This is a genomic window from Methylobacterium nodulans ORS 2060, from assembly GCF_000022085.1.
Taxonomy (GTDB): domain Bacteria; phylum Pseudomonadota; class Alphaproteobacteria; order Rhizobiales; family Beijerinckiaceae; genus Methylobacterium; species Methylobacterium nodulans.
This window is the reverse complement of record NC_011894.1, coordinates 7,230,993-7,244,025: the sequence shown is the minus strand read 5'-3', so window position 1 is coordinate 7,244,025 and position 13,033 is coordinate 7,230,993. Positions and strand designations below refer to the sequence as shown.

Genomic DNA, 13,033 nt, shown 5'->3' with positions numbered 1-13,033 from the left:
CCCGGAGGCTGCGCCCTCCGGCATCGTTCCCCGCCATGGATCGCGGTTCGCGGAGGCTCGGGATGCGGAATCGACGGGATCCGGGCAGGGCCGCGCCGTGCGGCCCGGGCACCTTCCCCCAACCGTAGGCAAGGCAACGTGATCGAACGGCTCGTCGCGCTCTCCGTCCGCCAGCGCTGGCTCGTCCTCGGGCTGGCGGTCGCCATCACCCTCGCCAGCGCCCTCACGGCCGCGCACCTGTTCCGGATCAACACCGACGTGGAGCGGCTGATCTCCCCGGATGTCAGCTGGCGCCAGGACGAGATCCAGTTCGAGCAGGCCTTCCCCCAGCGCAGCAACCTGCTGGTGGCGGTGATCGACGCCCGCACGCCCGAGCAGGCCGACGAGGCCGCCTCCCGCCTCGCCGAGGCCCTGTCCAAGCACAAGGACCGCCTGCCGGTCGTCTACCGCCCCGATGGCGGGCCCTTCTTCGACAAGAACGGCTTCCTGCTGATGTCGCAGAAGGAGCTTGAGCAGACGACGGAGCGGCTGGTGCAGCAGCAGGGCCTGCTCGGCCCGCTCGCGGCCGATCCGTCCCTGCGCGGCATCCTGCAGGCCATGGGGCTCGGCGCCCAGGGCGTGAAGGGCGGGCAGGCCAAGATCGAGGACCTGACGCAGCCGATCGGCCAGCTTAAGGACACCTTCGAGGCGGTGCTCAAGGGCGAGCCCGCCCGGCTCTCCTGGCAGCTCCTCCTCTCGGGCGGCAAGGCCGAGACCGGGGATCTGCGCCGCTTCGTCATCACCCAGCCCAAGCTCGATTTCGACGAGTTGCAGCCGGGAGCCGACGCCACCGCGCTCATCCGCCGCACGGCCCGCGAGCTGAACCTGACGCCGCAGAACGGCGTGACGGTGCGGCTCACCGGGCAGGTGGCGGTGGCGGACGACGAGTTCGCGACCCTCTCGGACGATGCGTTCCTCAACAACTCGGTCACGGTCGGGGCGATCGTCCTGTTCCTGTGGCTGGCGCTGCGCTCGCCCAGCCTCGTGGTCGCCGTGATGATCACGACCTTCGCGGGCCTCGTCGTCACGGCGGCGCTCGGGCTCCTGATGGTGCGCGAACTCAACCCGATCTCGGTCGCCTTCGCGGCCCTGTTCGTGGGGCTCGGCATCGATTTCGGCATCCAGTTCGCGGTGCGCTACCGGGCCGACCGGTTCACCCAGCCGGACCTTGCCAAGGCGATCCGCAAGGCGGCGCACGGCGTCGGCTGGTCGCTGACGCTGGCGGCGGTCTCGCTGCTCGCGGGCTTCTTCTCCTTCCTGCCCACCGATTTCCGCGGCGTGTCCGAACTCGGGCTGATCGCGGGCGTCGGCATGATCGTCGCCTATCTGTTCTCCCTCACGCTGCTCCCGGCCCTCATCGCCGTGATGAAGCCGCCGGGCGAGAAGGAGGAGGTCGGCACCGCCTCGCTCGCCAAGGTCGACCACTGGATCATCGACAACCGCAAGCTGGTGCTGGTGCTCACCGGGCTCGTCACGGTCGCGGGCCTGCCGCTCCTCTACTACCTGCCCTTCGATTCGAACCCGATGCACCTGCGCAGCTCGAAGGTGGAATCGGTCGCGACCTATCTCGACCTCGCCAAGGACCCGCAGACGAGCCCCAACACCATCGACGTGCTGGTGCCGAACCGCGATGCCGCCGCCCCGATGGCCGAGCGGCTGCGGGCGCTGCCGATCGTCGCGCGGGTCGTCGACATCAACACCTTCGTGCCACCCGACCAGGACCAGAAGCTCGCCACGATCGAGGATGCGGCGAGCGTGCTCGGGCCGGTCCTGAACCCGCCCCGCGTCGCGCCGCCCCCGAGCGACCGCGAGGTGGTGGCGGCGATCAAGTCGGCTTCGACGGCCCTGCGCGGCATCGCGGGCAACGGCGAGACCGGGCCCCAGAAGGAGATCGTCGCCTTCACGGAGACGCTCGACCGCCTCGCCAACGCCACGCCGGCCCTGCGCGAGGCCGCCGCCGCCGCGACCGTGCCGGACCTCAAGGGCCTGCTCGCGCGCCTGAGCGGCCTGCTCTCGCCCGAGAAGATCACCCTCGAGAACCTGCCGGAGCAGATCCGGTCCGAATGGATCGCCAAGGACGGCCGCGCGCGCCTGGAGGTCCAGCCCAAGGGCAACTCGAACGACAATGCGGTGCTGCACCGCTTCTCCAAGGAGGTGCTGAGCGTCGCCCCGCACGCCACCGGCGCACCGATCGCCACCACCCGGTCGAGCGGCACGATCCTGGGCTCCTTCATCGAGGCCGGCCTCCTAGCCCTCGCCTCGATCTTCATCATCCTGTCGGTGGCCCTGCGCCGGCCCTGGGACGTCGCCATGGCGCTCGGGCCGCTGGTGCTCGCGACGCTGTGGACGCTGGAGGCGCTCTATCTCATCGGCATGCCGCTCAACTTCGCCAACATCATCGCGATGCCGCTGATGCTGGCGGTGGGCGTGGCCTTCCACATCTACTACGTGATCGCGTGGCGGGCCGGCGTCGCCGACATGCTGGCCTCCAGCCTGACGCGGGCGATCTTCTTCTCGGCGCTGACCACCGGCACGGCCTTCGGGTCGCTCGTCCTGTCGAGCCATCCGGGCACGGCGAGCATGGGCAAGCTGCTCGCGCTCTCGCTGTTCTTCACCCTGCTGGCGGCCTTCTTCATCGTGCCGGCCTTCCTCGGCCCGCCGCCGAAGCCCGAGGAAAAGGGCGCGCCCGCCAAGGCGCGAAAGCGTGCTCGGGAGCCGGAAGGCGTGGTGGCGCGGCGAGCCGTGTAGCGCGCGCGCCGCCGACATCACAGGAACCCCTCTCCCGGGTGGGAGAGGGGATCCCGCGCGGACTCGTCTCGGAGGGAATCAACCGGAAGCCGTATGAAACCGGCTGATTGTGCGCTCCCGCCTGCGGCAGCCTCACCGGCACCTCAGCACGAGGAGCGGGGAGGCTTCCACTGAAGTCGGTTTCTCATCAGGGTCGCGGCGGCTCCGACGCGCGTCGGCTTGGCCCCTCTGGGCACAGCCATCTCCGGTTTCGACTTGGGAGCGGCTGCCGGGACCAGCGGGCCAGCGGTCCCGCTTCGGATGCCGCCTGCTCTACCCGGACTGACTATATGAGGAAGTCCGAGAAGCCGCCGAGCACCGCGCCCGAGGCGGCGAAGGCGGCCCGGCTCTCCGGCGCCGTGAGCGCTGCCAGCTCCTCCGCATAGGCGTAGCCCGGCGCCTCGCCCGGGAACCCGCCCGCCGTCGCCGGATGCGCATAGAGCTCGGTCAAGCCATCCGGCAGGTGCCGCAACAGGCCGGCAACCCGGGCCGGCGTCATCCGGCCGGACCAGGCGAGGCCGAGGACGCCGTCCGGCACGAGGAGCCCGGCGCGTCGCGCGCGGTGCCCGAGCCATGCGGCCCAGGGCGCCGTATCGAGGGCGAGTCCCGGCGAGACAGCGGGCTCCGCCCGGCGCAGCACCGCCCGGTCCTCGCGCGGCACGCGCAGGGCCCGCATGCCGTAATCCCGGCCGATCGCCAGAACGAGGCCCGCGATCACCGGATGCACATGGAAGTGCTTGTGCGCGTTGACGTGGTCGAGGGGGAGCCCGGTGGCCCGATAGGCCTCGAACTGGGCCCGGATCTCCGCCGCGAGCTGGCGGCGGGCGCGGGGCTTCACGGCGAGGTCGAGGCCGAGCCGCCCCATGTCGCGGCGCAGGAGACCGTCGGCATCCACGAGGTCGGGCAGCTCCGAGGCCGGCCGCAGCGGCCATGCCTCCACCATGACGAGATGCAGCCCGGTGCGCAGCGACGGCATCCGCTTCGCCCGCGCCACCGCGTCGGACGCGGCGGGGGCGGCCACCATCAGGCTCGCGGCCGAGAGGATCCCGGTCCGGTGCGCCGCCTCGACGGCCTCGTTCACCTGCGGCGACAGGCCGAAATCGTCCGAGGTGACGACGAGGCGCTTGGGGGATGCGGTCATGGAGGAAAGGGCCGGCGACAAATCATACCAACGGCCTGGGCTGCTGACGTAAGCCAAGTGCTGCCGCAGCGGGCCGTTGACCCACCTCGAATTGTCGATGCCAAGCCTTTGGCTCGGCGAAAATCCGAGAACGGAACCACCGGTCATTCTCAATGACCGTTGGGATCAGAACCCCTCTCCCGGACGGGAGAGGGGTTCCGTGTGCAACGGTCCCGAGGGCCAAGCGTTACGCGGCCTTGGCGGTGCCGCCCGCCTGCCGCTCCTTGAGGAAGCGGTAGAACTCGACGCCCTCGCGCAGACGGCGCTTCATCATCTCGGGCGAGCGCACCATCTCGCCGACGATCGAGGCGATCTTCGGAGCGCGGAAGTAGAACTTCCGGTAGAAATCCTCGACCGAGTTGAAGATCTCGGTGTGGGACAGGTGCGGATAGTGCAGCGGCGCGATCTGCACACCGTTCTCGTCCACGAGCTCGGCATTCGCCTCGTCGAGCCAGCCGTTCTCCACCGCCTGCTTGTACAGGAAGGTGCCCGGATAGGGCGCGGCGAGCGAGACCTGGATGGTGTGCGGGTTGATCCGGGTGGCGAACTTGATCGTCTCCTGGATCGTCTCCTTGGTCTCGCCCGGCAGGCCGAGGATGAAGGTGCCGTGGATGGCGATGCCGAGATCGTGGCAATCCTTGGTGAAGCGCTCGGCCACCTCGACCCGCATGCCCTTCTTGATGTTGTGCAGAATCTGCTGGTTGCCGGATTCGTAGCCGACCAGGAGCAGCCGCAGGCCGTTGTCGCGCAGCACCTTCAGGGTCTCGCGCGGCACATTCGCCTTGGCGTTGCACGACCAGGTCACGCCGAGCTTGCCGAGCTCGCGGGCGATTTCTTCCGCGCGGGGCAGGTTGTCCGTGAAGGTGTCGTCGTCGAAGAAGAATTCCTTCGTCTGCGGGAACGCCTTCAGGCAGTACTTGATCTCCTCGATCACGTGCCCGACCGACCGCGTCCGGTAGGTGTGGCCGCCGACCGTCTGCGGCCAGAGGCAGAAGGTGCAGCGCGACTTGCAGCCCCGGCCCGAATAGAACGAGATGTAGGGGTGCTTGAGGTAGCCGATGAAGTAGTTCTCCATCACCAGATCGCGCTTGTAGACGCTGGTGACGAAGGGCAGCTGGTCCATGTCCATCATCACCGGCCGGTCCTCGTTGTGCACGATGACGCCGGAAGCGTTGCGGTAGGACAGGCCCTTGATCTGCGACAGGTCGCGGCCCTCGGCGACCTCCTTGCAGGTGAAGTCGAACTCGTTGCGGGCCACGAAGTCGATGACCGGCGCCTTCTCGAGCGACCCCTGCGCATCCACCGCCACCTTGGCGCCGATGAGGCCGGCCTTGAGGTTGGGATTGGCCGCCTTCAGTGCCGCGACGGTGGCGACGTCCTGCTTGAAGGACGGCACCGAGGTGTGGAGGACGACGAGGTCGAAGTCCTTGGCCTGCGCCGTCACGTCCGCGAGCTTGAGGTTGTGCGGCGGCGCGTCGATGAGCTTGGAGTTCTCGACGAGGGCCGCCGGCTGGGCGAGCCAGGTCGGGTACCAGAACGACTTGATCTCGCGCTTGGCCTGATAGCGGGAGCCGGCGCCGCCGTCGAAACCGTCGAAGGTGGGGGCCTGAAGGAAGAGGGTGCGCATCGGGTTCGTCTCGCGATGGGGTTCGGGGCCGCGGGAGGGCGGCCGGATCAGGTCGAGCGGGCGCCGGATTCCTGCGCGAGGCCCGGCTCGGGGATGAGCGTGCCGTCAGCCACAACGCGATAATCGTGACCTTTCCAAGTCACCGCGCCGGAGACGAAGCACCACGCGAAGCCGGCAAAGGAGACCAAGTCGCGAATCGGCAGCAGCCAATAGGGATGGGGCGCGAGGCCGAAGGCGCGCTCCACGCACAGGCACAGGACGATGCGGCAGGTGAGGGCGAGCGCGGCGATCGCCAGCCCCTGCGGGCTCGTGTCCGGCATCAGGGCGCCGATGAGGGCGAGCGGGAAGGCATGCGTGACGAGGCTGCCCGCATAGCCCGCCGGATCGACGTTGCGGATGGTGCGGTTCCAGCGCGTCTCGTGCCGCCACAGGTCGGAGAGCGAGGTGTCGACGCAGGTATGGCCGATCGTGAAGTTCGGGATGGCGATGATTCCGCCGCCGGCGCCGCGCAGCGCCGCGCCGAGCGCATAATCGTCCGCGAGGTCGTCCTTCACGCGCTCGAACCCGCCGATCGCCGCGAGCGCCTCGGCCCGGAACGCGATGGTCGAGCCGAAACAGGGCTCGGCAAGGCGAAATCCGGTGCCGACCAGCACGTTCGGCAGGAATTGCGTGTCGATGGCCAGCGTCGAGAGCTGCGCCCAGACCGTCCGGTAGGCCGGCACCCCGTGATAGAGGCAGGTCACGCCGGCCACGCCGGGCTGCACCAGCTCCGCGACGATCCGCTCCAGGTAATCGGGCGCCACCACCATGTCGCTGTCGGCCAGCACCACGATCTCGTGGGCGATCAGCCCCGCCATGTTGATGAGGTTCGAGACCTTGCGGTTCGAGCCGTGCTGGCGGGGATCGATCACGAGATCGATGCGCAGGGCCGGGTGCTCCGCCCGCAGGCGGTTCACCACCGCGATGGCCGGATCGGCGGCGGTCTGGACACCGAAGATCAGCTGGATCGCGCCTGCGTAATCCTGGCGGCAGAAGGTCGTCAGGTTCTCGTAGAGGTTCGGCTCCGCCCCGCAGAGCGGCTTCATCAGCGTCACGGAAGGACGCGGCGCATTCGCCGCCAGCGCCGGCGCGCGCCTGCGCGCCGCGCGGCCCGCGAGCCACGCCGCCACGAGGGCATAGACGCAGCCGGCCACCGCGAGGCTGAGGAACAGGGTCGAGATCCAGGTGGAGTCCATGAGCGGTTCCGAGGACGCTGGCGGGCCGCGGGGGCGGCGAATCGGGGCCTCTCGACCCCGCGGGGTCAGGGCTTCGCGGCGCCGGGCTGGTCCGAGGCGCCGCCGACCGCGGCGTTCGGCGCCGAACCCGGATTCGGCGCCGGGGAGGGCGCCGCCAGCATCGTGGCGGTGGTCTTGCGCATGTATTCGAGGAGCGCGTCGGCCCCGCCGCTCTTGAGCGGATCGCTGAAGTTGGTCCGCAGGGTGCCGGCCTCGCTGATCGTGCCCTGCAGATAGACGTCGGTGATCTTGCCCTCGGCGTTGGTGATGTAGTCGACGGGCGATTCGTCCCCGCTCGCGTCGATGGCGGTGCTGCGCACGATGCGGCCGCTGCCGCGCGGCTCGCTCTTCGGCGGCACGCGGAAGCGTCCGCCCGCCGCCGCGGAGAGGCGGGTCGCGTAGGTGGCGGTGAGATAGGGACCGAAGGCCTCGATCAGGGCGGCCTGCTTGTCGGCCGGAATGTTCTTCCAGCGCGAGCCGATCGCCAGGCGGAGCATGGCGGGCAGGTCGAAGGACTCGGCCATGGGGGCCGTGAGCACGGCCACGCGGCCGCGCACGTCCGGGCTCTTGAGGGCCTCCTGGAACGCCTCGGTCATCCGCCGCACGGTCGCGACCGCCGGGTCGTCGGCGGCCCGGGCCGGCTGGAGTCCGAAGCCGACGGCCGCCAGGCCGGCCGTGACGAGGCCGGCGCGCAGGATCTCGCGTCGATTCCGCACGTGCGTCACTCCCCCCTTTTCGCGTCGGCAGCCGCCGCGACGGACGCCGCATAGCCGTAGGCCGGATCGAGGGGCGCCGGCATCGGCGCCGCCCCGAACACGCTGCGCAGAGACGAGCGGATTCCGGTCGCCTCTCCGCGCGCGCGATTCTCCAGAGCGTGCCAGAGGCCGAGGCTCGGCACCCCGACCAGCAGATCGGCCACCCGCTTGACGAGCGAGAGCGCGAGCGCCGCCTCCGCCGGGATGCCGAAGACGGCGCACAGCGCGATCAGCCCGCCCTCCTGGGCGCCGAGGGCGCCCGGCACCGCGAAGGCCGCGCCGCGCACGGCCTGCGCGAGGCTCTCGATGACCAGGGCCTCCAGGAAAGCCGTCCCGTATCCCATGAAGCGTAAGGCCACCCACACTTCGAGGGCACCGATCACCCAGCCGACGAGGTGCAGCCCGACGGCCGAGGCGACGCGGCGGGGCGCCCCGTAGAGCCCGCGCAGATGGGCGTAGAGCACGTCGACGGCGCCGAGCGCCCGCCACTCGCGCCCGCTGGCGAAGCGCCGCATGGCGGCCTGGAGGAGTCGGTGCCCGGAGCGCCGCTGCACGAGGTAGAAGGCGCCGAGCGCCGGCGCCGCGACCGCGAGGCCGACCGCCACGTAGCGCACGATCGGCCCGTCGCCCCCGAGCGCGACCAGGATGCCGAGCCCGATCACCGTGAACAGGAACTGGGTCAGCGCCTGGAGCATCAGGTCGACGAACATGCTCGCGCCCGCAAGCCCGCCCGCCACCTTCTGCAGCGTCAGGAGACGCGCGCCGATCAGGTCGCCGCCCACCTGCGCCACGGGCAGCAGCGTGTTGATGCCCTCGCGCACGAAGCGGATCGACACGCAGGCCCGCAGGGGCGGCCGCCCTTCGGCGGGGAAGACCACCCACCAGGCGAGGCCCGCCCAGGCCACCGCGATCACGCGGGCGAGCACCACGAGCGCAGCGCCCCAGCCCGCAGCCCAGGCCGCCTCCATCACGGCCTCGGGCCCGGAGGAAACGAACAGGCCGATCGCGGTGCACAGGCCTGCCGCCAGGGCCAGGGTGGTGAGACGCTTCATGGTCCTCTTTCTGTTGCCGCGGCCGCCTTCGGCCCCGGAATGCGCGCCATTCGTGCAACGGGTGCGGCGCAAAACATCAGCGTGCCGCCCGCGACGTTGCAGCTTCACCACGCCTTGTCTATCACCGCCCGGACACACTGCCGGGCAAACCGGAATTGCGGTCATCTCGACCCGATTCTTCGGAAGCCCTCGCAAGTGTTTGGCGCTGGGCGCTTTTTCCGGTCCGGGCGTCGAAACCGCCCCGATGCGGATGCGCCCCGGATGAGGCCGATTTGCAACGGCCAAAGGGGAGACACACAGGCTATGGACCGGGAGACGACCATCGATACGGGGCACGACGTGCTCGACGAGGCCGCCAGCCAGGACCTGCTCGCATTCAACGCCGCGTCGGCCCCGAACCGGGCCGTCTCTCCCCATTCTCCGGTGATGGCCTGGAACGAGTGGGATCCCCTCGAGGAGGTGATCGTCGGCAGCCTTGAGGGCGCGACCATCCCGACCCACCACCTGACGGTGATCTTCAACCTGCCGCGTGCCGCCCAGCCCTTCTACCGCTTCGCGTCGGGCTGGAAGTACCCGAAGTTCATGAAGAAGCTCGCCCAGGCCGAGCTCGACAACTTCATCGCCATCCTGGCGGGCGAGGGCGTCACGGTGCGCCGGCCCGACGCGGTCGACTTCTCGAAGAAGTACAAGGCGCCGCGCTGGTCCTCCCGGGGCTTCTGCGTCGCCTGCCCGCGCGACCCCTACCTCGTCATCGGCGACGAGATCATCGAATCGCCGATGTGCTGGCGCTCGCGCTACTTCGAGGGCGATGCCTATCGGTCGCTGTTCAAGGAGTATTTCCGGGCCGGCGCCCGCTGGACCTCGGCCCCGCGGCCCCAGCTCACCGACGACCTCTACAACTACGACTACCGGGTGCCGAACCTGAAGGCCGGCGAGCCGATGCGCTACACGGTCAACGAGTTCGAGCCGGTCTTCGACGCGGCCGATTTCGTGCGCTGCGGCCGCGATATCTTCGTCACCCGCTCCAATGTCACCAACCTGATGGGCATCGAGTGGCTGCGCCGTCACCTCGGCCCGGGCTTCCGCATCCACGAGATCGAGAGCCGCTGCCCGCAGCCGATGCACATCGACTCGTCGTTCATGCCGCTCGCGCCCGGCAAGGTGCTGGTCAACCCCGACTACATCGACGTCGAGCGCCTGCCCCCGATCCTCAAGAAGTGGGACGTGCTGATCGCCCCGCGCCCCGACCCCGTCGAGGGCTTCATGAGCAAGATCTCCATGTGCTCGCCCTGGACCTCGATCAACGTGCTGATGCTCGACGAGAAGAAGGTGGTGGTCGACGCGAGCCAGCCCACCCTGATCAAGGCGCTGAAGGACTGGGACTTCGATCCGATCCCGGCCCCCTTCCTGTCCTATGGTCCGTTCGGCGGCTCCTTCCACTGCGCCACGCTCGACGTGCGCCGGCGCGGGACGCTGAAGTCCTACTTCTGATCAGTCCACCAGCGGCCGGGCCGATCTGACGGATGAAACCGGCCGCAAGGGCGCCCCATGGCAGCCAACTCCGGCCCTCATGCTGAGATGCTGGCGATCGAAGATCGCACGGAGCCTCTGGCCGGCATCAGCCGGCACGCACGCCTGACCGCTGGTCCGAGCCTCTGGTGGGACGGGATCACCGCTCAGGGGTGCTTCGAGGCAGCCTGCGCGATCTTCGATCGCCTGTGCGATCTGCGATCGCCCGCGCCTCAGCAGGAGGAGCGGGGCGGCTGCCACGCAGGTCATACGGTTTCCGGTTGATCTGTTCGGAGACAAGAGGGCGGCGCGGGATCCCCTCTCCCGCACGGGAGAGGGGATCCCGCGCCGCCCTCTTGTCTCCGAACAGATCAACCGGAGACCGTATCAGTCTCAATTTCGAGTGGGGGAATGCGCGTCCGGCGCTCCCGGGTGAGGGCTTGAGGCCGGGGGCGCCCGGAGGCCGCAGGGAACCAGGCGCCGCCCGGCGGTCGGGCAGCGCGCAGGGTCAGCGCTGCGCGTCGAGCGGTCCCTTGTCGGTCCAGTCCGGCGGCAGGCCGATGACGTCGCCGATGATGCCGTCGACGCCGGGGGCACGGCCGAACACCTGGCAGTCGGGATCGAGCGGGGCCTCGCCCAGCATGGTGACGCGGATCCGGTCGTAGGTCGGAATGGTGGGTCCCGCCTGGAGGGGGTCCTCGCCGGTCGCGAGGAGATAGCCGAAATCCTGGCCGAAATCGCCGGCGAGGTCGTAGGCGTCGCTGCCGGCGGAGAAGCGGGCCGGGTTGGTGAAGGAATTGGCGGCGCCGGCCCAGATCATGGCGGCCCGCTGCTGGCGGCGGGCATCGACGGCCTCGGCCTCGACGGTCAGGTCCCCGAGCCCGATCGGCACGCGCGGGACCGGGATCCTGCCGATGGTTTCGGCGAAGCCGGCTCCCACCTGGGCAGCGATCGTGATGGCTGCGGAGGCGCCGATCGTGGCGCCTGCAGCCGGCACGTCGGTCAGGCCGACATGCGTGATGGCCGAGCGGACTGTCAGGTCGGCCTTGCCGGACGAGACCACGTCGTAGCGCAGGGACAATTCGTAGCAGAGGGCGCGGTCAGCCGCGTTGGCGATCAGCCGCCGCTCGCGCGGGGTGAGGGCGGATCCCGACACCGCCTCCGGGAAGGAGGTCGGGATGATGCGCACCGTCCGCATGCCCGCCAGGGCCGCCTTGTCGACGAAGAGCCGAGCCTTCGTGGCGGTCGCCTCGGTCGGCGCCAGGCGATCGTACCGGGAGATGAGGCCTGCCTCGGTCAGCAACGGCGTGCCGCAGCCTGCCGCCGAGACCATGAGGGTCGCTACGGCACCGAAACGGACGGCCCGTGCCTTCACGACAGCCTTGAGCAGCTTCCGCATTCACTCGCTTCCCGCGTCAGGAGGATGAGCGTCCGCGGGACCGCTCCATCCGGGCACGCGCCATCGGCCCAAAGCCGGACGCGGCAGTGATTGCGCAAGCCTAGCCGTTCCGCCTCGGGCCGAGAAGTCGCTCGCATCCGGGCCGGCTGCTTCCGCACGAGCTGTAACGATTGGGCCACATTCGGCCGGTGCGGCTCCCGGAGGACGGCCCCGATCCGCATCGCCATGCTACGCTCACAGTGCAGGCCGCAACCTGCGCGCGCAGTCGCGGGGCGCGATTCGCCGTGGCCCCGACAGAGAATCGGATCCCGCCGCTCCTGGAGCGGATTCTAGGCCCCCCGTGCCGTCGGCATCATCGCCATCGGATCGAAATCCGCCGCTGGGGCCCTGCGCGCGCGCAGGGCCGGCAGCACCCGCTCGCCGAAGACCTCGATGAAGGCGGCTTGGCTTCCGCCGACCTGATGCAGGTCGATGCTGTCGAAGCCCAAGCCCGCGCAGGCCGCGATGCGGTCGGTGATGGCCGCGAGGTCCGACGAGACGAGAACCTGTGCGTGCATGTCCTCGGGCCGCACGAAGCGGGCGGCGGCATCGAATTCCGCGGGGCTGCGCAGCTCCCAGGCGACCGGGCTGCCGAGCTGGTTGAAGCGCCACGCCGCATGCGCCTGGTGCAGCGCCTCGGCCGGGTCGCGGGCGAAGCTGAGGTCGAGCTTGAGAAAGATCGGCTTGTCGGCGCCGCCATTCTCCCGGAAGGCATCGACGATGCGCGCGAGCGCGTCCGGCCGGCAGCCCACGGTCAGGAGCCCGTCCGCCCAGGTGCCGAGCCAGGCGGCGGTCTCCTGGGTGGTTGCGGCGCCGACGAGGCGGGTCGGCGTCTCGGGGCGCGACCAGATCTTCGCGTCGAGCGCCGAGACGCGGCCGCGATGCGTCACGGTCTCGCCGGCGAGCAGAGCCCGCATGATCTCGGCGCCCTCGCGCAGGCGGGCATTGCGCTCGGCCCGGTCGGGCCAGGGCGCGCCGGTGACGGATTCGTTCAGGGCCTGCCCGCTGCCGAGCGCGACCCAGGGCAGGCGGCCCGGATACATCTGGCCGAGCGTCGCCACCGCCTGGGCCAGCACCGCCGGGTGGTAGCGCCAGCCGCCCGGCACCGTGATCACCCCGAAGGTCAGGCGCTGCGTCGCCTGCAGCGCCGCACCGAGCCAGGCCCAGGCGAAGCCGGACTGCCCCTGCGCAGGCGACCAGGGCTGGAGATGGTCGGAGGAGAAGGCCGCGTCGAAGCCCGCCTGCTCGGCCCGCTGCACGAGGCCGATGAGGTCGCGCGGGGCGACCTGCTCGTGCGAGGCGTGATAGCTGTAGAGCGTCATCGAGGACTCCCGCGCCGGCATCCTCCCAATGCACAAGGCCGGCCGGACCT

The 13,033-nt window shown here is 70.2% G+C and carries 10 protein-coding genes; 3 read left to right on the top strand and 7 right to left on the bottom strand.

Annotation, left to right across the window (positions count from 1 at the left end):
- Positions 1-138: 138 nt before the first annotated feature.
- Complete coding sequence (gene hpnN, locus MNOD_RS33820; RefSeq protein ID WP_015933459.1) at positions 139-2,787, top strand: hopanoid transporter HpnN; 2,649 nt, start codon at positions 139-141, stop codon at positions 2,785-2,787.
- 325 nt (positions 2,788-3,112) lie between these two features.
- Here hpnN and hpnK read toward each other — a convergent pair whose 3' ends face one another.
- From hpnK to MNOD_RS33795, 5 genes are all read right to left on the bottom strand, one after another.
- Positions 3,113-3,967 carry a hopanoid biosynthesis-associated protein HpnK gene (gene hpnK / locus MNOD_RS33815; RefSeq protein ID WP_015933458.1) on the bottom strand — a complete coding sequence of 285 codons (855 nt, stop codon included), beginning with the start codon at positions 3,965-3,967 and terminating at the stop codon, positions 3,113-3,115.
- A 226-nt stretch (positions 3,968-4,193) separates the two neighbouring features.
- A complete protein-coding gene (gene hpnJ, locus MNOD_RS33810) occupies positions 4,194-5,633 on the bottom strand; it encodes a hopanoid biosynthesis associated radical SAM protein HpnJ (protein WP_015933457.1) in 1,440 nt (479 codons plus the stop codon).
- A 47-nt stretch (positions 5,634-5,680) separates the two neighbouring features.
- Complete coding sequence (gene hpnI, locus MNOD_RS33805) at positions 5,681-6,868, bottom strand: bacteriohopanetetrol glucosamine biosynthesis glycosyltransferase HpnI (RefSeq protein WP_015933456.1); 1,188 nt, start codon at positions 6,866-6,868, stop codon at positions 5,681-5,683.
- 65 nt (positions 6,869-6,933) lie between these two features.
- Positions 6,934-7,623, bottom strand: a complete 690-nt coding sequence (locus MNOD_RS33800; RefSeq protein WP_015933455.1) for a Tgt2/MlaC family protein — start codon at positions 7,621-7,623, stop codon at positions 6,934-6,936.
- A 5-nt stretch (positions 7,624-7,628) separates the two neighbouring features.
- Positions 7,629-8,714, bottom strand: coding sequence for a lysylphosphatidylglycerol synthase domain-containing protein (locus tag MNOD_RS33795; RefSeq protein WP_015933454.1), 1,086 nt, complete (start codon positions 8,712-8,714; stop codon positions 7,629-7,631).
- Positions 8,715-9,140: 426 nt separating this feature from the next.
- On the opposite strand from MNOD_RS33795, the gene MNOD_RS33790 reads away from it, so the two are divergent.
- Positions 9,141-10,205, top strand: coding sequence for an amidinotransferase (locus MNOD_RS33790; RefSeq protein ID WP_425277522.1), 1,065 nt, complete (start codon positions 9,141-9,143; stop codon positions 10,203-10,205).
- Between the two features lie 57 nt (positions 10,206-10,262).
- Entirely contained in the window at positions 10,263-10,508 is a 246-nt protein-coding gene (locus MNOD_RS33785; RefSeq protein ID WP_015933452.1) for a hypothetical protein, read from the top strand.
- A 223-nt stretch (positions 10,509-10,731) separates the two neighbouring features.
- Here MNOD_RS33785 and MNOD_RS33780 read toward each other — a convergent pair whose 3' ends face one another.
- Both MNOD_RS33780 and MNOD_RS33775 read right to left on the bottom strand, forming a co-directional pair.
- The gene (locus MNOD_RS33780) at positions 10,732-11,622 is read right to left on the bottom strand and encodes a DUF3313 domain-containing protein (RefSeq protein ID WP_015933451.1); all 891 of its coding nucleotides are present in this window, start codon (positions 11,620-11,622) and stop codon (positions 10,732-10,734) included.
- A gap of 329 nt (positions 11,623-11,951) precedes the next feature.
- Complete coding sequence (locus MNOD_RS33775) at positions 11,952-12,983, bottom strand: TIGR03885 family FMN-dependent LLM class oxidoreductase (RefSeq protein ID WP_015933450.1); 1,032 nt, start codon at positions 12,981-12,983, stop codon at positions 11,952-11,954.
- Positions 12,984-13,033: the final 50 nt, after the last annotated feature.